The sequence below is a fragment of the Candidatus Firestonebacteria bacterium RIFOXYD2_FULL_39_29 genome, from assembly GCA_001778375.1.
Taxonomy (GTDB): Bacteria; Oederibacteriota; D2-FULL-39-29; order D2-FULL-39-29; family D2-FULL-39-29; genus D2-FULL-39-29.
Window position 1 is genome coordinate 11,742 of sequence record MFGV01000020.1, and the last position, 26,237, is coordinate 37,978.

The 26,237-nt window shown below is 38.0% G+C and carries 8 protein-coding genes; 7 read left to right on the forward strand and 1 reads right to left on the reverse strand.

Annotated features, from left to right (window positions below):
• Nucleotides 1-119: 119 nt before the first annotated feature.
• The 3 genes from A2536_01855 (at nucleotide 120) to A2536_01865 (ending at nucleotide 15,838) form a co-directional block, all read left to right on the forward strand.
• A complete protein-coding gene (locus tag A2536_01855; protein ID OGF47566.1) occupies nucleotides 120-11,108 on the forward strand; it encodes a hypothetical protein in 10,989 nt (3,662 codons plus the stop codon).
• A gap of 141 nt (nucleotides 11,109-11,249) precedes the next feature.
• Nucleotides 11,250-13,565, forward strand: a complete 2,316-nt coding sequence (locus tag A2536_01860) for a hypothetical protein (GenBank protein ID OGF47567.1) — start codon at nucleotides 11,250-11,252, stop codon at nucleotides 13,563-13,565.
• A 50-nt stretch (nucleotides 13,566-13,615) separates the two neighbouring features.
• Complete coding sequence (locus A2536_01865; protein OGF47568.1) at nucleotides 13,616-15,838, forward strand: hypothetical protein; 2,223 nt, start codon at nucleotides 13,616-13,618, stop codon at nucleotides 15,836-15,838.
• A 227-nt stretch (nucleotides 15,839-16,065) separates the two neighbouring features.
• Here the strand turns inward: A2536_01865 and A2536_01870 are convergent, their stop codons facing one another.
• The gene (locus A2536_01870) at nucleotides 16,066-18,429 is read right to left on the reverse strand and encodes a hypothetical protein (GenBank protein ID OGF47569.1); all 2,364 of its coding nucleotides are present in this window, start codon (nucleotides 18,427-18,429) and stop codon (nucleotides 16,066-16,068) included.
• A gap of 204 nt (nucleotides 18,430-18,633) precedes the next feature.
• Between A2536_01870 and A2536_01875 the strand changes: the two genes are divergently transcribed.
• The 4 genes from A2536_01875 to A2536_01890 all read left to right on the forward strand — a co-directional run bounded on the left by A2536_01875 (nucleotide 18,634) and on the right by A2536_01890 (nucleotide 26,170).
• Nucleotides 18,634-19,422 carry a hypothetical protein gene (locus A2536_01875; protein ID OGF47570.1) on the forward strand — a complete coding sequence of 263 codons (789 nt, stop codon included), beginning with the start codon at nucleotides 18,634-18,636 and terminating at the stop codon, nucleotides 19,420-19,422.
• Nucleotides 19,423-20,399: 977 nt separating this feature from the next.
• Nucleotides 20,400-21,137: a hypothetical protein gene (locus A2536_01880; protein OGF47573.1), complete on the forward strand. Its 738-nt coding sequence runs from the start codon at nucleotides 20,400-20,402 to the stop codon at nucleotides 21,135-21,137.
• 15 nt (nucleotides 21,138-21,152) lie between these two features.
• Nucleotides 21,153-23,351 carry a hypothetical protein gene (locus A2536_01885; protein ID OGF47571.1) on the forward strand — a complete coding sequence of 733 codons (2,199 nt, stop codon included), beginning with the start codon at nucleotides 21,153-21,155 and terminating at the stop codon, nucleotides 23,349-23,351.
• A gap of 251 nt (nucleotides 23,352-23,602) precedes the next feature.
• Nucleotides 23,603-26,170, forward strand: coding sequence for a hypothetical protein (locus A2536_01890; GenBank protein ID OGF47572.1), 2,568 nt, complete (start codon nucleotides 23,603-23,605; stop codon nucleotides 26,168-26,170).
• Nucleotides 26,171-26,237 lie beyond the last annotated feature (67 nt).

The window sequence follows — 26,237 nt, forward strand, 5'->3', positions numbered from 1 at the left end:
GGCGGGTAATATTGCTAAAATGTTTACATAGTTCACTTCGTTCGCTCTTTTACTTAACTTCACTTTGCTCACTTCTTTCACTTTCTTCACTTCTCACCGCTGACAACTGGACTACTGCCATGCATGATGCGGCGCACAGCGGAAGAAGTTCTGATACCTTAACCCCGCCTTTTTCATTGAAATACAGAGCGAAGGTTATGCCGGCATATGGTCCGACAAACCCTGTTTATGATAATGATGTGGTTGGATTTACAATATCCGGAGGAGGGGCTTCTTGTGTCGGAGCAGCTAACATTAAAACGGGGAAAATATTATGGTCAGGTCAGTATACAAATGCGGTAATAGCAACTCAGGATTATTATCCCGCAATATACAGAGGAAAGTATTTGTCTTATGCCGTGTCAGGTGATGCGGGTATATATTCTGTAGATCTTTTTAGCGGGCAGAACAGGTTCCATGCTGCAGCTTTTGATGCCAGTCAGGTCAGCAGCGGTGATACTTATTATAATAATTTCGTGTTCCGCATGGCCAGTTTTTGGCCGGGAGATCCGGGGAGCTATTCTATCGGGGGCTTGACAGTTAATGAAGACGGTACTTTAAATAAGATTTGGACCCGTATTCCTGGCTCGGATTCAAATCAGGATTATCCATTAAAGGAAGGAGTTTCTTTTCCTGATTTAAAATCAATTCCTTGTGTCGGAAATAATGTTTTGTATTTTCAGTATACCGGTGAAATTCACGCAGCTGATATGCTGACCGGACACAGTTTTTGGAAGACTGGAAACGGAAAATTTGTAAATTCAGTTGCTTATGAAAACGGAAAGTTGTATTGTCCGGGTTCAGATTCATTTTTCTACTGTCTGGATGCCTCAAACGGTTCGGAATTATGGAAATTTCCTGTTGTTGGTTCCGGGTCCCCGGTAGTTAGTAATGGAATTGTGTTTTTTAGAGGGGGCGGTTCTTTTTACTCGTTGGACGCAAATAGCGGCAGTTTAAAATGGAAATTTCCGGCAAATGGGCACGGGTATCCGGCTATTTCAGGAAATATAATATATTTTAGCGGTGAATCTCAATTATATGGCTGTAAAATAGATACAGCAAATTCTAACGGTGAAGTTATTTGGCAAGCATCAATCCCAAATCCGGAGACAAGTTTCGGGACGGTCATTATAGGTGATAATCAATTAATAGCCGCCGGCGATAACAGTTATTTGTATATATATGAAGCAAATGCTGCCGGAAGTATTTCGCTAATTCAAAAACCAAGAATAGGTTCCCCTGTTATAGTTAAAGACGGGGAGAATTTCAGCATAGAATGCAAGGGCGATCCTTCAGTCAACGGCTGGCTGGCAAAGCTAAGAAAATATAATACAGTCGCTAATTTAACCGTAATAAGTAATGTATATGATCCTTTAACATGTTTATGGAAGCTGACAGCGCAGGTACCTGCCGGTGCAAATGAGAGTTTGTATGATCTGGAAGTAACCAATAATATTGGTTCTGATATTTCCGTTAATTCAGTTAAAGTAGTAAGAGAGATAAGAAGTAATTATTATTATATACATATCTCTTCACCGTTGAATAATTTTGGAACTTTAATGGATCAGTTTACTTTGATTAACCCCGAATTTGTTGTTATAACCGGTGACACTGCAAATAACAGCAGTAGTTATGAATATGAAAAGTTGATAAATGATTTAAATAGTATGGAGATTCCCGTATTTATAGTTCCCGGAGAAATTCAATGTTATGGGGATAGGAATTCAGACAGCCATAAGGTTTATGAAAAATATTTAGGTCCGCGTTATTATAGTTTTAATTATGGAACCCACAAGTATGTCGGAATAGACACGACAGATTCAAATAATAGTATAGGAAATGAGCAGATGGAGTGGCTGGGAAATGAACTAAATGCGAGTGCCAATATGAAAACAGTGTTTTATTCAAAAGACAGAAGTAATCAAATGCCGGCAATATGTGACCGTTATGGAGTAAATTGCGCCTTAAGTTACGATGTTGAAGCCCCGAGCAGCGGTGTTTCTCTTTCAGGAATTACACCGACTTTATATTTAAAGACAGATAAAACCAACAGGTTGTATTACAGTACTCCTTTCAACGGGTTTAGGGTTGTAAAAGTTAATAACAATAAGGTGGTTGGTTATCCGGTAGATCCATATTGGCGGTATGGAAAAATAAGTGTTCAGTATAAATTAAGAGATGACGGAAGCGCGGGGAATGACGGAATATTGAAAGGAAATATAGCGCAAGTAACAAACTATCTTAGTTCAAGCTTTGATAATCTGCGGATTAAGTTTCTTATGCCTGTGGCAAGCTCATATCTTTCTAATAATGAAATAATAAGCAAAATAGATAGAGGAGACGGGGTTAATATTTGTAAAGTAAAAGCAGCTATTTCCGGTACCAGTACTGTTACGGCAGTGAAAAGCAGTGATATTTATATAGGAGACAACTCTAGGCCAACTTCAATAATTACGTGGTATAGAGATAACAGTTTTATTAATGAGGTGCCTAGAATTATAGCAGATCCTGGAAGCGTAACAGTTACAAGCATTTCTCTGGGAACAGGCAGATACTATATGAAAATATTTGTTACAGACGGAAAGGTTCCGTATATTACAGAACAAGGCGGCAGCAATTTTGTTATAGGAAATACCGTTTCTTTGGACGGGAGCGGGACTCTATACGAAGGTTATTGCGATCTGGACAGCGGAAGTAACTGTATTGTGAATGTTCTTGTTAACGGATTTTCTCCGGAATTAGGAAAAACTGTAAGCGTCAGAAGAGTTCCTGCGTATTCTCCTACAATGATATATTCCGCCTATACTCCTGCCGGTATTGTTATAAGCGGTAATGCGAGGTATTACTGGGGTTCACTTGACGGTCCTGCTGATTTTTATTATGGAAGTGTTCCCGGAGATCCTTATAGCAGTGCTAATGCGGTGTTTCGAATTTATCGCAGTATAGCAGGGTTAAATGATTGGTCGATGATAAATCAGTTTATAAACCCGGGTAATCAGGCATACGCATTTACATGGACTGATACAACTACTTCTCAGGGTATAACATATAAGTACAGGCTTGTTACTGTAGGAAGAACTGAAGTTGAAAGCAGTTTTTCAAAAGAATATGATGTGACGACAGGTTCACCGGTCTTTACTAATATTGCAAGGTCAAATATTACCAGCAGCAGCGCTGTTATAACATGGACAACTGATATTTCTGCTACAACACAGGTGGAACTTTCAAAGATCGCCTTTGACGGCAGTACCGCCTTTACATTTAATAATTCGATACTATTACCTGAGGATTCCGCGCTGGTAACAACTCATACTGTGACTATAACCGGATTACAGCCGAATACACAATATAATACAAGAATACTTTCCAGAAGCGGCGACGGTAAAATTAATAGTTTCAGGTACCAACCTGTTGCGCTTCAAGGCGGTAATTTCACTGATGCTTCGAGTTTTAAAACTCTGGCTAATACCGGAACAACAATATCAAGTTTGAAGGGTGTATTTGAATGTCCGGTAGTGTTCCCCGGGGATAAAAATAATATAACAATAAGTGCTTTAGATGCTGCCGGTAAAATTGTTCAGATAACCTCCTATACGAATCTTACTCTTAAAGTATTAAATGGCGGAGGAGTCTTTAGCGATAACAGTTCGCAGCGTAATGTTACTCTTTATAGCGGGGTATTGAATATACAAGATATCCTTACTACCGGCATTACGGAAGGTTTAAATAGTATATCCGCTTCTGCTTCCGGAGTGACTCCGATCACTATGAATTTAATATCGGCATATCCGGATCATTATAAAGTTGAAGCTCCTGCCGAAATTATTGCAGGTGAAAATTTTATTATGAAAATAACGGCATATAGTAATGTCGGGGAAACAATGATACTGCCGGTAACAATTACTGATAAGAAATTAACTTTAACTGCATTAAAAGCGGATAATTCGCCTGCTACGGATTCGTTATGGAATGATTCAGCGAGTTTATTTAAAGATGGTGTTGGATTAACTAAGGGAATATATAACAAGGCTGAACAAGTAAAAATAAAAGTGCTGGATGCAGGAGGAAAGACGGGCGTAAGCAGTTTAATAAATGTAAAGGCAAATGAAAGCAATAAATGGAAAGTAACGGGAGAATTAAGTAAGCCGGTAGCAACAATTGGGGATAATATAACGATATCAGGTGCAATATTGGATGTTTATGAAAATACAGTAAAAACATCGGGAACGATTGTAACTTTCAGCAAACTTCAAGGGAATGGAAATCTGAGTAATATCACAGCCGCTACTGATGTAAATGGAGTTGCAACAACCGTACTGACTGTAACGGACAACATAATAAATGTAGTTGAATTGTCTTCGGGATCTCTGGATAAGGGGACTGTATATGTAAAGACAAACGATATAAGTTCATTAAATCTTACAACTTCTGCCGGTATATTGAAAACAGGTGAACTGACAAATGTAACGATAGAAGCAAAAGATTCCGGTTTGAATCCGGTAAGCGGGGTAGAAGTTGATTTAAGTTTAGTAACCGGAGGTGGAAGTTTATCTGCGAATAAAGTGATGACGGATGCGAATGGTCAATTTGTAATGCAGTATTTGGGAAGTAATGTTAGTCAGATTAATACGATAAGAGGACAGGCTGCGGGGTCAAGTATAACAAAAGATATTAATATAACGACAGTTGCGGGAGATCTGGATCATTACAAAGTGGACAGTTCAGTTGCCGGGGCTAAAGCAGGAGAGAATTTCACGTTAACAATAAGCGCGATGGATAAATGCAACAACCTGATAAATTCAATTAATAAAGGTTTAAGTCTGTCATCAGTTTTGAGCGGATATACGGATATTAATGGAAGAGGAACTTTAGCGATAGTCACTGCAAATATAGTGAACGGGACAACAAGTATAACAAACGAGAATTATACCCGGGTGGAAGCTATTCAAATAAAAGCAGTTGATAGTAATGGCGTCGCAGGGTATAGCCCAAGTATAAATATAATAAGCAATACTACTGTCTCAACAATTAATGCTGTATTTAAAATAGGATCTGTTGATATTACCAAAGTAATAAAAAGTAAAACAGTAAATATACTGGCAATTTTAAAAGATGCGTATAGTAATCCGTTGAATGGATCAATTTTGACTCTCAGTGCAAATAAAGGAACATTAGGGTCAACAAAAGTAACAACGGATATAAACGGCAGGGCTGTAGCTGCATTTACAGTTGGAGATGGTATATGTACAGTGACTATGAGTTCCGGAAGCGTGCAAATCCAGTCGGTAATTGAAGGAATGACACCGTCTCAGATCGTTATAAGTCCGGCAAATCCAATAATTTGTTCGGGAAGCGGGTCTTTAATAATAACCATAAAAAACAGTAACGGAGATGGCGTTCCATTTGCTTCAGTGGGAACAAGTATATTAACAGGAACTGCGACATTTACCCCCGTAACTCCGGCGGATACTGATGCTCAAGGTGTCTTAAAATTACAATTTAACAGTATAAACAGCTCAATAGATAATGTTGTTAGGATAAGTTGCAGCGGATTGACTTCGGATGTGACGATAAGATATTTTAATAATATTTTTCTGTTCTATTCTAATATGACTTCTAATCAGGGCTTGACAGGGTTGGCGAAGCAAATAAATGCTTCTTTGCATTATAGTTTCTTTGCATGTTCCGGACAATTAGTAAACTTTGATGTTATATCAGGCGGTGGAAGTCTAAGTTCTATTTCTGCTATATCAGATTCTAACGGAGATGTAACAACTAATTTAACAATAAGCACAAATGAAATAGATAATATTGTAAGGGTACGTGCTGATAATATAAGTGTTAATATTTATGGTACTGTCTATACTGGCTCATGTTCGAGTTTGATTACAATACAAGGCATAAAAGCAGGGAGCATTGCTGTTAATGGAGATTCACCTGTAGCAAAGGGCGGTACTGGAGGCGTGAGAGCAAAAGTATATAGGACAGATGGGTCGGTATTTACAGTAGCCGGAATGGGAATTTCTTTTTCAAAAACATCCGGAGTAGGTTCAGTAAGTTCTGCAGGAACTACAGACAGTAAAGGAGAGGCTGCAGCTGTTTTTACTGCGGGAAATACCGCGGGTGACTCGGTTATAAACGCAGCTGCTTCGGGAGTTTCAGGTCAAACTACAATAAAAGTAGTGGATGTTTCGGCTATAGAGGCAACGGCAACACCGGTGATAATTTTGACAAATTCCGGAGGATCCGAAATAAAAGCTCAAATAAAGGACGCTAACGGGTATCCTGTAAAAGGAGCGGATGTTTCATTTAGTTTACCGATAGGAACAGGAAATTTTACTTTAAATTCAGGGGCTACAGATATTTTAGGTAATATTAAGACAATGTTTAGCAATACTGCAACAGTCGGAGACAATGTTATAACTATTAGCTCAGGGGCTGCGACTAAAAATCTGACGATTAAAGGGATTGATAATGTAACCGGCGGAAAACTAAAGCTGACAGTTCCTGCAAACATGTTCTATTTAGGTGCCTCTTTAGTATATTCTCTTCCTGTAATTAATAATATATCTGTTCAAATCGTTAATGGTAATGGAGAAGCTGTGGGTGTTTCAGGGATGGCAATAACAATAAAAGCAACCGGAGGTGCGTTTCAATATTATAGCAGTACTGTTGTTACCACAACTGCATTAACAATTGCTGCAAATACATATGGTAAGGTTGATTTGATAGGAGCCGGATTAAGTAAACTTAATTTTTATCCTGTTTTAGGAAATAATACAATAACGGCCTCTGCAACCGGATGTACTCCTGTATCAGTAATAGTAAATGGTATTTCAACTAATCCGTATTTATTAGAGCTAAGTTCAGATCCTTCGAGTATTAAACCTTCAAGTTCAGTCAAAGTAACAGCAAAAATAACATCAGGAGGAGTGCCTTTTATAGGGGCAAGTGTAGCTTTTAGTCTTTCAAGCACCGGAGGAGGAAGTTTATCTTTGATTAGCGGTGCTACAAATGATAATGGTGAGTTAAGCTGCAATCTGTTTTCCACTTCGAGCCAGACGATGAGTTATGTTGTAGTTGCGACAAATAGTGATTATAGTTTGTCGGCTAATTCAGGGATCCCGACAGCCTCTGCATCCGTTGAAAGTTTTGGAATAGAAACTCCTGAGAGTGCGGTTGTAAATCAGGGATTTGCTCTTAAAATTAAAGCGTTGGATTCGAACGGGTTTTCTCCAATTATAACAAGTCCGGTAACCGTGACAATAAGCGCGGTCTCTGCTTCAAATGTAACTGTTATGGGCAGCGGTACGTTGAACTTAACAATAGCGACTATAATAAATAATATAGACAGCAGTGTAAGTTTAACAAATGTGACATATACAGCAGCTGAAGATATAATGCTAAAGGTAACAGGCGCAGGGAAATCAAGTTTAAGCCCGTTAATGTCATTTACCAAAACAGCAAACAGTATAGATCTGACGGCGATACCAAACGGAAGCATCGCCGGATATGCCGTTATAATACAAGGTATAATAAAAGATATAGACGGTAAAGGAGTATACAACAAAGTAATAAGTATTGGCTCAACGGGCGGAACCTTAATTACGAACAGTTGTGTAAGCGACACAGATGGTAAATTTGGAGTATTACTGACAACTCCCGGCACAGCCGGTTTAACTACAGTAACTGCAAATTGCGGGGCAATAATTGGTACAACAATAGTAACAACAACGAACTTAATTACAACGTATACTGTAACTGCGCCTGCAACCGGGGATACAAACGGATTCCCGATGACAATAACCGCAAAAGACAGCAGCGGGAATGTAGTGAAAAGTTCAACTACAGTGGCTCTTGGAATAAAAACAGGGACAGGCACAATAGGTATAACCTCTGTAAGATTAACAGATGGACTGGCAAGTTTTACACAGACGTACAGTAAAGCGGAAGGAGGAGTAGTAATAACCTCTGCGGATGCAAAGAACATACCCGGAACAAATGTAACTATCACAATGACCAACAGCTTCCCTCAAGTAATAAGTTTAGCTCCTGTCGGCGTATCAAATATAACAGGCGGAACAATACAAATAACCGGAAAGAACTTCTTTGGCGGAACAGCAAGCAATAATGTAACAAGTATAAAATTAAATGATACAGGAAGTACTGTATTGTCAGGATACACAGTAACAACTGATACAAGTATAGTGAATGTTGTTATTCCGACAAAAATAAAAGCAGGAAGTTATGATGTTTTGGTAACTACCTCAAAAGGTACGTCTACAGGTGGGGTGAAAGTAACTATAACGACATCTGTTCCTGTTTTAACCTCAATTACACCAAATAGTTGTGTGGCGGGAGAAACAAAGACCATCTCAATAGCCGGAACAGGATTCTTTGGCGGAACAACGAGCAGTGATGTGAGAACATTAAAGGTTGGAACAACGACTATAACTACTGCATACACAGTAGCAGGAGATACAGCTATTACAGGAGTTATTATTCCAAATATATTAGCAGCCGGTACATATAACGTAGTAGCAATAACCGGAGGAGGAGATAGTGAAGGCGTTACATATACAGTTAATACGTATGTACCTGTCCCAACAGTCGCAAGCATAACTCCAGCAAGCGGGTATAGACACGTATCAAATACGCTTAATATCTCCGGAAGCGGATATATGGGAGGAACAGGGTCAAACAGCGTAACATCGGTACAGTTGGTCGGAACAAGCACGGTAACGATAACGACATATAATGTGGTAAATGACGGATTGATACAGAATACAGTTGTTCCTGTAGGTATCGCGGGAGGAACATATAATTTAAAAGTAACAACTACAGGCGGCACAAGTTTAACAAATACAAATACGACGTATGTTGCACTGGTAGATGCAACCGTGCCGACAGTATTGACTGTTACAGCAAATGTATCGCAAGTAAAAGTAACGTTTAGCGAGGATGTGACCCTGTCAACAGTGACAAATAAAGCCAATTATACAATTCAGTCTCCGACAGGAACTGGGAATAAGAATTTGTCCTCAGCGACAATTACTTATTCGGGAAATATGGTGACAATAGGGAATTTAAGTTTAACCGCGGATGCAACGTTTACAACAACCGTCTCAAATGTGACAGATCTTGCAGGGAATACTATAGTTGGAAGCTCAGCCTCGGGAATAGTTCAAGGAACGGACTTAACAGCGCCGACTAACTGCACTGTAGTAATAAACGGAGGTGCAGGCTTCACAGGAAGCACAAATGTAACACTAACACTGTCAGCAACGGATGCCAATGCAGGGATGGGAGCCGGGGCAGAAATGCAGTTCAGCAATACCGGAACTACATGGGTAACGTATGCGTATGCAGCGACATCAACATGGACGCTGGCAACCGGGACAGGAACAGCGACAGTTTACGCCAAGTTCTCTGATGCGTTAGGGAACTGGACAAGCAGTAGTGTGACGAATATGATAGTACTTGATACAACCGGGCCGACTAATTGCAGTATAGTAATAAATAATGGGGATTCATATACAAATAATACAACTGTGGCTTTAGCGGTATATGCAGAGGATGCGGATAGCGGAGTAAGCGAGATGCAGTTTATGAATGAAACAGGCTCCTGGTCAACGCCTGAAGCTTACGCCGTGACCAAGAGTTGGAATATAACAGGTGGAGATGGAGTAAAAACGGTAAACGTAAGGTATAAAGATAACGCAGGGAACTGGAGTGAGATCATATCGGGAACAATAACATTAGATACAACAGGACCTGTTGGAAGTATAGATATAAATAGCGGAGCAATATATACAAAGAGTACCATTGTAACATTAAACTTAAGTGCAACAGATCATTATAGCGGAGTGAATCAGATGCAGTTTAAGGAAGGAATAGGAAGCTGGAGCGTATTGGAAAGTTATGTAACAGGAACAAAAATACTTACAGTAACAAATACAGACGAATTGAAAACAATATCAGTAAGATACACTGATAATCTGAATAATATAAGCTTGTATAGCAAGGATATAAAGTTGTGTACGGTGACAAAACTTGAAGTGTTGTCACAGACGGAAATGGTAGCAGGAGAAAACATAGCAGTCACAGTAAGAGCAGTAAGAGAAGAAGGAGTAAACAGTGTTCTTGTCACGGGATATTTGAATAAGGTTGGGTTTAATGTGAAGGATGCTAATGCCGCAGCGTTACCGGATTATACATTTGCCGGAACAGATTCAGGAATAAAACAGGTGTTTTCAAACTTAAAGACATTGGGAGAGCAGGAGATAGAGGTTACAGATAAGGAGATAGACGGGATAACCGGAAAAGTAAAGATAAAAGTATATGCAGCGATAGCAGCAGACGGAACCAGCGGAACAATAATAACAAATACAGACGGAACAAGCGTAGAGATACCTGCGGGAGCATTTAGCGGGAACAGGCAGATAGGATTCAGTGTTACAGACCATCCAAGAATAGCAGGTGTAGGATACAGGTATAAGGAAACTGTAAAGCCGATAAGCCGAGATTTTGGAGAGTTAAATAAAACAACAAGCCCGTGGCAGTTAACAGGGATGACATTCAGTACTCCGGTAAAAATCTCCGTACCGTATAAACAAGAAGAGATAGGAGATGTGGATGAAAACAGTCTGAGGTTGTTCTATTATGATGAGTCATCTGGTAAATACATAATAGTCCCCGGCAAGCAGATAATAAGCGGCGGAAAGATAACCGCGCAAGTAAATCATTTCAGTACTTATAGAGTGCTTGGAACGTATGTAAGCAGTAATTTGAATAATGTGATAGCATATCCGAATCCGTACAGACCAAACGCCGGAGCAGACGGCAAACTAAAGATAATAAACCTGCCGATAGACTGCACGGCTACTATATATAACATAGCGGGAGAAAAGGTAAGAGAAATAAAAGAAGCAGATGAAGGAAACCTTGGCTGGATAGATTGGGACGGGAAGAATGAGAGCAGTGAGACAGTATCCAGAGGAGTTTATCTGTATGTGGTAATAGCTCCGGATGGAAGCAGGAAAATAAGTAAAATCGCATTGATAAAATAAATATATCCTCCACTAAATGATATAATACTCTACAAAACCGTATATTCTACTAAATAAAACAATAATTTACTGTAAAAAATCAATAAATGTGATAACATAATTCAACTTATTAAGTAAAATAATGCTAAGGAGGTTTTAGAAATGATGAAGATACTAAAGATGTTTTTGTTTTTTGTCTTTTTGTGCTCAAATATAGGATTTGCTGCTGACAAAACGATTGTGAAAATAGTTGGCGAACCAAAAGTGAGTAAAGCTGCAACAGGTACAGGATATAATATTTCATTTGCTATTTCTAAACCTGTTGATGTAACTATCAGAATTGTTGATAAAGGCGGGAATGTTGTAAGGCATTTGGTGAGCGGTATTGTTGGGGCAAAGAATTCTCCAAAACCTTTTTCTGATAAGAATATGAATCAAAATGTCCTATGGGACGGGAAGGATGATGACGGGAAAATAGTCAAAGCAGAAGACTGTAAAGTATTTATTGGAGCTGGTTTAAATCCAAAATTTGATAAATTTATAAGTTACAACCCTGATGCGTTTGATTCGAGAAGTAAAATTATACAGGCGCCTGATAATGAATATTATGTGACCGAGGCAAGTAGCGCTCATCAGGATGTAACCAGGGTTTTTAGCGCAGATGGCAAACTATTAAGGAGTTTGTGGCCTTATAGTCTTAATAAACCAAAAGAAATTATTGAAGGATTAATGAAAACAGAAGGTGCGGAAGATTGGGATGGGAATGCAATACCCAGCTCAATCAACCAGAGTGCTAATTATTATTTTGCTACAAGATACAGTAATGCAATAGTTACAACTGATGGTTATATGATAGGAGTTACTACAGAACCTGCCGCATATATTTGTATTTTTAGTATGGATCCGAATGGTTTTCCCCATACAAAAATAAGTATCTGGGGTCCTCCGTGGCATAAGGCGCTTGGTAAAGAAAGAATTTTTGCGAAAGACAAATGGCGTTTAGCTGCCGGAAATAACGGGGATTTTTATCTTGCGGATTCAATACATCATGCTGTCGGACATTTTAAGGCAAAAGATATGAGCCCTATAAATGACTTTACTTCTTCAGGCAATAAAAAACTTGGATCTTCAAGATGTTATATAGGAGAGGTTGATCAGACAGGGGATAATGAATCGCTTTTTACTGGTCCGGATGATATTGTTGTGGATAAAAACGGTAATCTGCTTATTGCCGATGGAAACACCGTAAAAGTCTATGATAAAACAGGAAAATATTTAAGTAAGTCGGAAAAGCCCAGAGATTTTAATAAGCCTGTAATTCCTAAACCATTACTTGATTGCGGCAGGAAAGAAGTATTAGTGTTTCCTCATTTTCTTTTAATAGATAATAAAGGAAAGATTTATGTTAAAAACGCCTCCACTACATCTGGACCGTATGTTACAACTGATATTGAGGGCAAAAGTTTTAAAACTATTAATTTTCCGTGGGGATATAGTTTAGGGCAGGGTTATTCCGCAGTTGATTTACAGGGTAATTTTTATATGACTGTTCATAAAGGGCAGGCCCCGGTTGCAGATTTTCTCTGGAAATTTAATCCGGACGGTTCCAGGGCTAAATTTGGAAATAAGGATCAAATTGATATAGAAGATGATGTGCATGAGATAAAGGGTGTTAGAGTCACAAAAAATGGGGATATTTACCTGGGTGTGCTTCCTACTCATTGGAAGCCTGTTGCAGCCGTACAAAGCGGAGCGGGACGCATGGGGCCGAAGGGGGATAATTTTAATATTACGAGGGTGGATGTTTATGATTCCAACGGCAATTTAAAGAAAAAAGGAGTTGTAAATTTACAGGCTATTAATGATGTGGCCGTTGATAGAGACGGAAATATTTATGCTATGGACGGAACTATGTGGCATGGAGCTCAGACTTCAGGCGCGGCCCGTGCCGGTACAAATGGCTGGCCTCCTTATTATATTGCAGAGGAAGAACAAAAACTTGATCCGGTCAAACATTTTAATAGAAGGTTCAGCATACTGCAGAGGCTTTTGAAATTTGCGCCTGCCGGCGGATCAATGGATAGTGAAAACGGTCCAAAGCAATTATGGACGCATAAAGGAGTGTCAGGGCTTTCTCCGGAAGGTTGCGGGGGTGAATGCCCCGGCGGTCAGATTTTTATAGATGATGACCAGAGGGTATGGGTTCCGGATACATATATATATAATATAAAAGCTGTGGATACTGAGGGGAATTTAATTGCCCGGGTCGGTAAATATGGTAATGAGGACTGCAAAGGGGGCGGCGGAGATAAAAAACTTGCAGGAACGAATATAATAATTGATCCGGAAATTCCGGTAGCAAGGCCTTCAGGAATAGCGGTGTATAAAGACTATTTGTTTATCTCTGATATGTATGCCCACAGAATAGTGCGCTGTAAGCTGGAGTATTCTGATAAAAAAGAAATAGTTATTAAATGATAATTTATTAGAGAATATATTGATATGCTGTCTAAACAGGAGGAAAGTATATGAAAAGTAAAGTAGCTGTAATTGCCTGGGTAGTTGCTGTGTTTTTGTCCCAGGGGAATTTCAATGCTGAAGAAAATAAATCTTCCGGCAGTATTACTGTGCCAAATATAGAAGCATGGGCAAAAGAGAAAAAAGTCTGGGCTGATAATTTAATCAATGGTTCGAAAACTCCATGCGGCAAAATGATAGAAGAATGGGTTTACGCGTCTGAGACCTCAGCTGTGATTTACTGGCAGACTGAAAATCCGTCGAACAGTTATGTTGAATATGGAGAATCAACCGGCTACGGACAAAAAACGAAACTTACAGAAATTTCTCCATTAAGTACGAGACCATATTGGTCGCAATTTCATAGAATTACAGGATTAAAACCCGGTAAAACGTATCATTATAGGATGATCTCAATAGGCACTGACAGTAAGGAATTAAAAAGTGCTGATAAAACTTTTGATACTGTTAAAGTTACCGGTGCAATAAGAATTCCTGATGATGTGCAAGGTCCTCCGTATGTTTTGGACAAGGAAAATGCTGTATACATATTAACAAAAAATATTACGGTGCCGTATTGCGCTTTCGTGATGAAAGCAGGAGTCACATTGGAATTGGACGGTCATACGGTTATTTATAATGAAGAAAAAGCGGCATTTAAAGATGATAAAGCGTCCTCCGTTATAGACGGTGAAAATGCTCCTTTTGGAATTAAATCGCTGGGAAAAAAGAAAAAGACTATAAGGAACGGAGTAATTAAACAAGGAAAAGGTAATAACGGCGGGAATATATACGGAATGGGAGTAAATCCTTTGTATTCGTACGAATCTCCTGTTGATGTGTCCGGAATGGAAATAATATGGGACGGGGGTGATATTTCAGGTTTTGTCTTCCATTGGGCGGGGGATAATTATGTTCATCATTCTGTCTTTGAAGATAAAGGAAATAAAGTTACAAACCGGCATCAGGCAATAAGTACAGTAGATGGAAATGGTTATGGAAGTTATGATCATGTCCTGGTTAAATCCACAAGACATCAGGGGTTAATAGGGTCTACTGCCGCAATTTATTGCGAAGTTTATGTTGACAGCTATTGTACAAATTCATTTGGTATCGGCGGAAATGCAAGGGCCGGTAAGCCTGTCGTAGTTTCTAATAACAAGATATTTGGTCATGGGCAGCATCCTGTAGGGGTTGGTGCTTTTGGAATGTATAAAGAAGGGATTAAAATATTTGATAATTATATTGAAGTCGAATGTACCAGAGCCGGGGATGAATATGGCTGGGCAGGCAGCGCCGGAATACGAAGCACCTGGGGCGGGGATAATATTGATGCATATAATAATGTTATCGTCGGATATTGCTCTACTCATGAGCGCGGTAAATTTGGCGTTACGGGGCAAACCAGAAATATTTGGATAGGACTTCCTATACCCAAGGACAAAAAGGGAGAAGTAGTCGGTGATGGAAAACCCAGGGCTATATTCCATGAGAATCTTTTAATAGCCAGGGGCCGAGATGCAACGGCAAAAGCGGGGAATATGTGTGTTGTCTGCGGAAATGAATCACCAAACCTATCCTTCGTAAATAATGTAGCAATAAGCACCTGGACAAACGTTCTTCTTTCTGATAATTACGGAGATTCCGGAGCATTCCCTAAGTTTTCAAAGAACACTTTTATGAAAGAAGGTGTTTATGATACATATTCTACCATTAAAGGGGAGAACCCGTACGCGAATAACACGGCTACGTTTCTTATGGATAATGTTTTTAAAGAAGGAGCTTCAATTGATAGTATTAATGTTCCCGGCGCAAATGGAGATAAGTTTACTTCTGAAATAAGATTCCAAAAACTGGTGGAAATAGTAGTTGTTGGTCAGGATGGTAAGCCTTTGGAAGATGCAGAAGTTATAATTACGGATAAAGATAAAAAAGAAGTATTTAGAGATACAACGCCGGGTGAAAATACAACCTCTAAATTATTAACAGGCGGTGGGCCGGGGATGACCCTTTTAAAAGATATTACAGCTGAAAGAGAAGTTATGTATGACGTTCCTATTGAAAAAGGAACACTGAAGGCGGTTCTTACAGTGAAAATTCTTATTCCTAAAAAAACAACTGAAGTGGGAGGATATGTAGTCACGGTAAAGAAAAAAGGATATACAGAAAAGAGTGTGGATATAAAGGATATAGATAAAACAAATCAGGTGAAAATAAGATTGATGAAAGGCTAGAATATTCGCAAGTTGGAAATTAAGAGGGCAATACCCGGTTGTACTTTTGCAATCGGGTATTGCCCTTTAATATTTGTGATGCTTGACAATTTACCGGTGTAGAATGTGTTGTATCGTAAGTTGATTAATCAGGCGCAAGCTCGATTAATCGAGCAACTACAACCTATTGTGGTACGTCACAAATAGAAAATGAGACTGCGGCACAGTCCGGATGGATTGTTTTACGTTTAACAGCTCAATTGTAACTTGAATTTACCTGAAACTGAAAAATTTGCTGAAATGATATTATTTAACTTTTCCGTTTTGATTGTCCTTCCGTTTAATTTTAAACCTTTTCCGGATTTAATTCCGTTAAAGTTTACAGTATAATTCTTTGCCGAAATCTGGTTAGAAGTAAGAATTACATGTTTTTTTGAACGTGTTGCCGTGAAATTAATAGTTTCATAGTCGTCTTTGAATGTAAATATGGCTTTTTTTGCGCAATAAATATCCAGAGTTAGATTATTTTCCCGTTCGTCCTTAATAAATTCTTTTTCATCTCCTGAAACAATTATTGAGTCTTCTTTGATGAAAATGGGGATAATTGATAAAGGCGCGTAATAGTTTATATTAGACTCTCCTTTGTATTCTTTCTTGCTCCAGAAATCTATCCAATTGCCTTCAGGTAAATATATTGTTCTACGGTTTGATTCGTTAAATATCGGGGCCACAAGTAATTCTCTGCCGAATAAATACTCCAGATCAAGATTATAAACATTCGGGTCATCCTGATACTCTAAAACCAGCGGTCGCATCATAGGCAAGCCGGTTTTGCTGGATTCATAAGCATATGAATAAATATAAGGAAGCAATTTGTATCTTAAATGAGCGTATTTTCTGAATATTTTTACAGTTTCGTCATCAAAATGCCAGGGTTCTCTCGGTGTTGTTCCATGGTATCTTGGATTTGAACAAAACATTCCGAATTGAAGCCATCGAATATAGAGCTCTTTTGTTGTACTGCCTACAAACCCGCCGATGTCGGAGCTCCAAAAAGGAACCCCTGATAATCCATAGCTTAAACCGGCCCTTATTTGCTGGGACATGGAAGAGAATTTTGTCTGAGCGTCTCCGCCCCACTGAAGCGGATATTTTTGAATTCCGGCATAACCGGAGCGTGCCCAGATTATACCTTTGCTGTTATGTTCTTTTGTAGCCTCAAATACTGTTTTACAATATAGTAGAGGGTAAAGATTATGCATTTCTTTCCCGTCCATACCGTTGAAATACTTGGCTTTTACAGGGGCCCATTCACCGTAGTCAGGCTTAAATACATCAGCGCCCATTTTAAGTATTGCCATATGTTTTTCTTTATACCATTTAACAGCTTCCGGATTTGTAAAGTCAATTAGCGTGAGTTTTTTATAGGGTTCCGGAACATATTTGATATTTGGAGTTTCTACCATAGCCGGTTTGTAGTTTTTTCCAAACGAGGTCGACGTAGGAAAGTATTTTTTCTTCAAACCTTCTTTGTATGAATCCAGGTCTTTATGAATGTAAGGATTTTCCCAGAGAGATATTTTTATGCCTTTGCTATGCAGCCATTTTATAAAACCTTTTGGATCCGGGAAGGCTTCTTCGTCCCATTCGAATTCGCAGAAGGAATCTGTCAAATATTTTCTTTTTTTAAGCCAAAGCGGATCTAAGTGGATAACATCAAACGGAAGTTTTAATTCTTTCATCTTCATAACTATTTCTTCCGCCTGTTTTCTGGTCTCGTACATGCATCTTGACATCCAGATACCAAAGGACCATTTTGGCGGGATCGGTGATCTTCCGGTTATTCCGGTGTATTTGAAAAGAATATTTTTAAAAGTTGGTCCGTAAATAAAAAAGTAATCAAGATATTTTGACTCGACCTCAAATGAAGAAGTTATGGAAGAAGTCGCGCCAAAATCATAATTAATTTTATTTCCTGTGTTTATAAATATTCCATATCCTTGAGTGGAGATAAAAAATGGAATATTTTTGTATGTTGTATCGGTAGATGTGTTTCCCATAGGATCGAGTGCCCAGGATATGAGTTTTTTCCCGGATTTATTTATTGGCATAAACTTTTCCCCCAGCCCGTAAATACATTCCCCTGGATTTAGTTGAAATGTTTCCCTTGTTTTTACGATTTCATCATTATCTTTTGTGAAACCCATCGGGGGTATTACAAAGTTTTGATTATCAACGTCTGAATTATTTTGTTGATAGACCAGATTGCTTTCCCTGTCAAATATCGATATTTTAAACCTGTCTTTATTGATCAATACTTTTAAATTTCCGCAGCGGATATCAATAGTGTTTTTAGAATTATTGATCTTCATTTTGTGTTCAATTTGCTTCTCAAGATCCTCTTCGCAGCAAAGTATGTTCTTTAGTAACTTATTCCCGCTATTTTGAGAGTACTTTATCCTGAAAATATCATTTTTGTAGAAGATCAATTGTATTGTTCCTGCAGAATATTCATCTTTTTTTGACAATTCAGTCCTGCATATACAAGAAAGTGCTATTTTGCCTTTAGATTTCCTTAATAATGATACTTTTTTGATATAAAAATCCTGCATGATAATTCCTCCAATTTAATTGAGCAAAATTTTAATACTGTTTGTATATTATAAAGAATAATTAACAAAATATCAATAAATACTTAAGTTTCAATGTCTTTCCAATGGTACTATTTATCCGGTTGTTTGAAATAAAATATCTGTTGTTTTATTCGCTGTCTGAATTTGCTATAATCTTTTAAATTCGAAAATTTGGAGGTCTAAATGGATATAGAAATTATTGATACTCACTGTCATGTCGAACCGTGGTTTATGGACTTAAAGACGGAAAAAGTTGATAAAGATGCGTTTAAAAATATATATAAGGGATGCCGCCATAAAACCAGACTATGTGTTGCCTCAACAGGCGGTAACCCGGTTTTAGTCAAAATGGGAAATGTTGCTGCAGTTCACAGACTGGCAAAGTTGTTGGGGCCTTTTCCTGAAAAATTTATACTCCAATCAATGGTTAATCCTCATGATAAAGAAGGCGCGCTTCAAGCTATTGAGATCGGGGTAAAAAAATATGGTTTTAAAATGGTGGGAGAGTTAGTTCAGTATATTCATCATTGGCAGACAGATGGCCGTGAGATCCTTCCCGTTATACAGAAAGCAATTGATCTTGATGTTCCATTAATGTTCCATTCCGGTGATGTTTTTCATTGTGAAGGTGTTGCGCATATAGCTTATAAATTTCCCAGAGCAAGGATAATTATAGCTCACTGTGCCGCAGGTCGTGACTGGTACAGAGGAATTGTTACTGTTAAAGAATATTCAAATGTTTCAATAGAAATTATGAGCGGTAATGCAGAGCAAATAAAAGCGTTGATAGAATTAGTGGGACCAAACAGAATAACTTTTGGTACTGATTTTTGTGTTGATTTGGACCCTGCCAGAAGATATACACCCGGAAATGGTTTGCTGGATTGTCTGGAAAAAATGAAACTTTCTGATAAAGTTATAGCAAGTATTTGTTCCGGTAATGCGAAGAATATATTAAAATTGGAGGACTGATTATGAGCATTGATGATATAAAACAAATGATGATAAGAATACAAGAAAAAACACCGGATGAAGTTTTTAATAATATTAAAAAGGAAATGTTGAATGTTGGACCGGAATCCATTAAGTTTGCTCTTTCTTTCCCTGGTATGTTGATCACACCCGGTATCAGGTGGGGGGTCGTCAGATTAGCTCTAAAAATGCCTGAAAAAGAAATTATACCTATATTTATGGATGCTCTTTCCACTACCGACTGGAGATTAAACCAGATGGCAAAAGACATTTTTCATGCTCTTGGTATTGGGGCAACTGATGCGTTGGTGGAAAATCTTAAAAGATGTAAAGTAGCCTGGGGTAAAGTTCAAACCTTGTACTGCTTAAATAGATTAGCAGATCCATATTCAACACTGAGGATTGGTGACAAAACATTAATACCTTATATTATAAAAGCAGTCAAAGATCAATCTGAAGAAGTAAGAAATATGGCAATAGAAGTTCTTTCTAAATCAGAGGCTTTTGAAGCTGAAGCTGTAATAGTAAAATGCATCAGCGATAATTCTAAAACAACAAAATTAGAAGCAATAAAAGCATCCAGAAGGCTGCGGCTTAAAAAGGCTGTACCGGAATTGATCAAAATATTAAAAAATAAAGATCCCGAGCTGCGTGCGGAAGCCATATATGCGCTGGATAGAATTGGTGACAGCGAAAAAGCTATATACATAAGACCCCTTTTAAAAGACAAGGATTCCTATGTCCGTTGGTGTACCGTAAAAGCATTGAAGAGTGTATGGCAGGATGAGAACATTAAAGCTTTGACGGAAGCTGTCGGCGATAAAGATACATCTGTAGCTGTTGCAGCCTTGGAAGTGATTGCTTTAAAAGCAGCGCATAAAGCTATGGGTGTTATAGAAAAGGCTGCAAAGAGCAAAAATAAAAGCGTAAAAAATACGGCAGAATATTACAGGCAAAAAGTATATGTAACAAAGAATATAATAATTGATGAACTTAAAAGAGTTGGTTTAAAAAAAGGTGACAGTGTTTTAGTTCATAGCTCATTAAGTAAATTGGGATATGTCGAAGGCGGAGTTGAGAAAGTTATAGACGCATTGCTTGAAACAGTAAATGCCCCTGAACAAGGAACGGTATTTGTCCCGACTATTACAGGTACTGTTAAGATGAGTAAAGATGATCCGCCTGTTTTTGATCCGATCAATACTCCATGCTGGACAGGGAAAATACCGGAAACTTTCAGGCTGAGGGTGGAAGCAAAAAGGAGTTTACACCCTTCTCATTCAATTGCTGTTATAGGTAAGCTTTCAGATTATTATATTAAAGATCATGAGAATTCACCTACGCCTTGCGGGAAAAACACACCTTACTGGAGACTCGCGGAACAGAACGGATATATTTTATTTTTGGGTGCTGACTTAAGGAGCTGTACTTTTTTGCATACCTTGGAAGAGTTAGCCGGCTGCAAGTATCATATGCAGAAAGATAGGGTTAAAGCTAAGATAATAGTTAATGGAAAGGCAGTTAACAAAGAGATGTATTTGCATCAGTGGGGAACACCCAGGGATTTTACGAAAATAGAACCGATGCTCTTAGAAAAAGGTATTATGAAAAAAGGTAAAATTGGAAATGCAGAGGTCAGATTGGTTTCGGCAAAAGGTCTTGCAACGGCATTACTGCCTATAATGAGAAAAAATAAAAAGTATTTGATCAAATAGGAGCAAATATTCCTCTTGAATGTAAAAGCAGGTAAAGATATAAAATTATTGCGGTCTAAAAAGCGGATTTATCCGCTATTAAAGAGAATAAAATCGGGAATTCCCGGACTGGATAAAATGTTCCGTGGCGGTGTTTTTAATGGTAATATTGTATTGGTTGAGGGTGATCCCGGAGCCGGAAAAACTGTATTAGGTTTACAGTTTATTTTAGAAGGCCTAAAGTCAGATGAAAGTTGTATCTATATTTCTTTTATGGAAGACCCATCTAGAGCACTTCAGTATTTTAACTTTTCAAAAGTAGATTTTACAAAATATATTAAAAACCACCGGCTTTCTCTGATCCCTTCAGATTTGAAAAATATTAAAAATTTAAGCAAGCTGCTTAAAAAGCTGCTGTCAACTTCTCATATTTTCAGAGTGTTTATAGATAATCTTCCTGTGCTAAGCAGGAAAGATAGATATGCTGAATATCTCCCTGAAATGGTAAAAATATTAAGAGAATATAATGTAACAACAGTTATTACAACAACATTAAGTAAAGAATCCGGTGACCCTCGTCGAGAATCTACGATGATGCCGGAAATGGCCGATTGTATAATTAAAATGAAACAGATACAAAAAGAAAATAAGATAATCAAAACTCTTGTGATACTAAAGTCAAAAGGTATTGCCGGTGATTCAGACGTTAAACTGGTGGAAATAAATGAAAGTGGCATGAAAATATCGGGGAATTTTAAAAACAATGATAAACAGTTAGTTAATGCCAATACCGGAAAAGGATTAGAGGTTAATATACCTTTTGAAGAAGGAATACTAAGTAAAATATTATCGGGATTTAAAGAAAAATACCCGGAAGTGACTATTGCTAGATCAGAAAATATTACTTCAGCTGTTTCCTACGTGCCGTATTCTACAGTTAATAATATGGCGGTTGACGGGTTATTATTAAGTTTAGATACCTGTATAGATAAGGAACTCTTCTCCAGAGAAGCTTTGGATGCTTGTTCAATTGACGGGAAATTATATGGGATTCCTGATGATTTTAATTGCAGGTGTCTGCTGTATCGCAAAGATTTACTTGAAAAATACAGTTTACCTGTTCCGGCTGATTGGGACAGTGTAATCAGTACCTCGAAATTAATTCTTAAAAAAGAGAATAATCCGGATTTAACCGGAGTTTCATTTCCCTTTGGTGACGGGATTTCCCTGGTTGAACTGTTTTTAGAGCTTGTTTGGAGCAATGGTGCTGATATTTACGATTTAAAGGGTAATACTCTTCTGGAGGACATCAGGATATTAGAGGCTTTAGAACTTCTAAGAGATCTTGTTTTAAAATATAAATTAACAAGTGAAGATATCTGGAACTTGTACAATAAAGGAATAAGAGAAAAAATGACAAATGGAAGTTTGATTTTCGGGTTTACATATCCGGAACTTATAAAAGAACTTTATGATTCAAACTCTATTTTTAAAGATAAAATATGGTTTGCTCCTTTTCCTAAAATGTCTAAAGGGGAAATGGGGTATGCAGTAATTGCCGGGGCTGCATATATTATCCCTAAAAATATTAAAAATCAGGAAGCTGCTGTTAATTTTGTAAAATATGTTACCGGTAATGAAATAGCAAAAGAAATAGAAGCGAGAGGAGGATGGCCCTTCCCTTCAAGAATAAGTTTTTGGGCGGATGAAGTCATTCTCAAGAAAAAACCATATTACGCCGAGGCTGGTAAAATCGCAAGATCGTGTGTTAACCCGTATAATAAAATAAAAAACTATAGGTTGTTTAGTTTGATCACACAAAAGGAGATAGTTAAAGTTCTAAAAGGCGAGCAGGAACCGCAAAAAGGTATAAAGATTTTAAATGATAAATTAAAAAAATTAAAGAGGTTTAAACTGCATCATAAAATAGTTGAAAAAACCATGGCATACCTGGAAAATAATTTAGGAAAAACACATTATATAAAAAGCATAGCGCAAGAAGTAAAGATCAGCCCTAAATACTTGCAGATTATTTTTAAACTGGAAACAGGAATGTGTATTATTGAGTATCTGAATGAATTAAGAGTGAATAGAGCAAAACTTTTACTGAAAAATTACAAATATAATGTACGAGAAGCTGCTCTTAAAGTAGGATGTTCCAATATGACATATTTTGGAAGGTTGTTTAAAAAGAAAACCGGAATTTTGCCTAACGAGTACCGTTTAGAAGATTAAAGATAAATTAGACCAAATAGTCTATAAAAAATACCAATAAGTAGAATAATAACCCTGTTTAGTCGATTGACAAAAATCTAATATTTGATATACTAATTAATGTGTATTGTCTTAATGTATAGAAAAGTATAAAAATACAGATGGAGGTTTTCGGATTTTAGTTTATTAGAACAATATCTTGTATCAGCGGAATCCGATAGTTTTGTAATCAGTGAAATCGCTTTTTAAAAAAGATAACCAGGAGAAATTCCATGATAAGAACTTGTATATTGTTTTTGTTGATAACTAAGCTTACTGTTTTGGCAGGAACACCGCCGGTAGGAATAATCCCGGATATAAACAAATTAAAAATACCGGTAATTGAGCGGCATGCCCCGGTTGTTTCAAAAGATCTTTTGATGACTGTTGATGGCGGGAATATAGGAGGTGCAAGAAAAAATTGGCCGGTAAGATTTGCGGTACCGATTGAAAGAGGGGAACTCAAAAACGCTGAAAATATTAATTTAAAAACTGCTGACGGGAAGAGTATAATTCCTGTTAGCGGAAAACCGACAGCTTTTTGGCCTGAAGGAGAAGTAAAGTGGCTGCTTCTTGAATTTATGGCTGACCTTCCGGAAAACGGGCAGAGCAATTATGTTTTAACTTATGGAACAAGTGTTAAGCCTGTTTTGAAGAGTGATCTTAAAATAACGGAAGACAAAGGGAGTATTTCAGTTTCAACCGGTGTTATCTCTTTCAATTTAACAAAAAAATCTGAATTTTTGTCGGATATTATTTCTAACGGCACCGGAATTACTCCCAAGGGTAAAGGTCTCAGATGTTTTCTTGACTATTCTGTCTCAGGTGTTAAAGCTCCTGAATCAATGTCTACTTATGCCAGAATGAATATACCTTTAACCGAAAGTGAACCTTCCGTGGAAATTTTAAAGTCGGATTTTGCAGTGGATACAATATCCATAGTTGAGAAAAATCAAATTCAAGTTACCGTGCAGATTGACGGAAAATACAATACCAGTACAGTCTCACATCCGGTCAGGATATATTTAACGGCCTATAATAATTCATCTTTAGTTAAAATAAGGCATTCTTTAATTTATGCGGGATTCACTGTCAGAGATTATATAAAAAGTTATGGCTTTGATCTGTCCCTCTCCGGTGATATATCAAAATGTACTTTTGGCATTGAAGGCGGGAAACCGCTTGAAGGCACCGGCTTTTGCCAGAGAGATGATCAAACATATATTTTAGACCGCAAAACACAAAAAGACGGGAGGTCTGACGGTTGGGTTAAGGCCGGGAATGTTGCCGTGGCGGTTGAAAATTTGTGGAAAAATTACCCCTCTACTTTTAGTGTTGCGCAAAATAATAAAGGAACCACTGTTTTAAAAACTTCGGTGTTTGGCCCTGAAGAAGGTGCCTTTTTGGATTTCAGATACAGGACAGGTAAGGTTTCTGCTGAGGTTTCGGCTATGCGCCCTGGTACAAAAGGGGCTGCGTCGTACTATGTGAGCACTCTTTCTGACGATTATGACGGAGGCGGCAGCAATGATGCCCGGGGTATTCAAAAAACTCATACTGTTATGTATGATTTTAATATTGGTAAAAAGGAAAGTACTTCTATTAATCTTTTAGGCAAAGCCCTTGATAAAATGCCGGTGATTTTTACTGATCCCGCGCATTTTGCCGACACCTCGGTGCTGGGTATATTCTCTGCATATGAAGCAGATCCTGAATTTCAGAAGATAAAAAATGCGGCAAGTGTTGTTTTTGACTGGGCGAGTTTTACACAGGATAAAAACCGTTGGTATGGTTTTGTTGACAGCGGTGATTTGAACGCCTCTGCAAAAAAGCCTGACGGGGATAAGCTCCCTCATTATTTTGCGGGGGGGATAGGATGGAGCAGCGGGAATCATTACGGTACGGCATTTTTAATTCATGCATTTTTGACTAAACAAAGAAAGTATATTGATTTTACTGCAAACTTTCTTAAACATAAAGTAGATTTTGATTTTGAGCATATAGGCGGACAAAATGAAGGTGCGCTGCTTGGTGAATTTACAAGACATAATCAGGTTCATTGGAGAGGCGGAGGCGAGCCAAGACAGGCGCCGATAGCTGATATGATATTTGACTACTGGATCACCGGGGATAGAGTCGTATGGGACGGCATCACTTTGTCAATGGAGTGGCTTAATAAAGCTGCCTGGGGAAGATCGGCTATTTTGGATAAGACAAAATTAAATATGAGCTGTAAAGCTGGTGCAATGAACTGGCCTGCGTATCTTATGTGGGAAACGACCGGTGATCCAAAGTATATGTGGTTTGTTAAACCCTTTGCTAAAGCACTGGAAGATCTTTTGGATGCAGGTATTGGAATATCCTATCAGGAAGGCATAATTCCTGTAAGTGTTGAAGGAAGACCTGATATTTCAGGATATAGGGACGGCGGAGCTCCGGGGGGATATTTTTTTACGTATGATGCGCATAGTCCGTTAATTGCTTATGTAAATTTAACAGGTGATAAAGATGTTACCAGGTCTCTTATTAAAACAGCCTATCTTTTAGAACAAGCGCCGATTAATTGCCCGCAGCATTATGATACTCTTGACAGTTTTCTTGATTTTGTTTATGGAATAACCGGGGACAGGACATTCTTAGAGCCTATTTTAAACCAAAGAATAGCTCAGTTTATGGGGTTTAGAGGTGTACCTAAGGAAGAATATACGACACAAACACTAATAAGCACATTGGGCAGATTATTTGAAGAAGGAACGAATAATATGGGTCTGGTAAGAGTTATAATCAAAAGATGTGTATGAAGTAAAACAGCGACGTATCCTGTATAATAAGTTTTACGAGAACAAAATTATAAGGAGGAACGTCGCT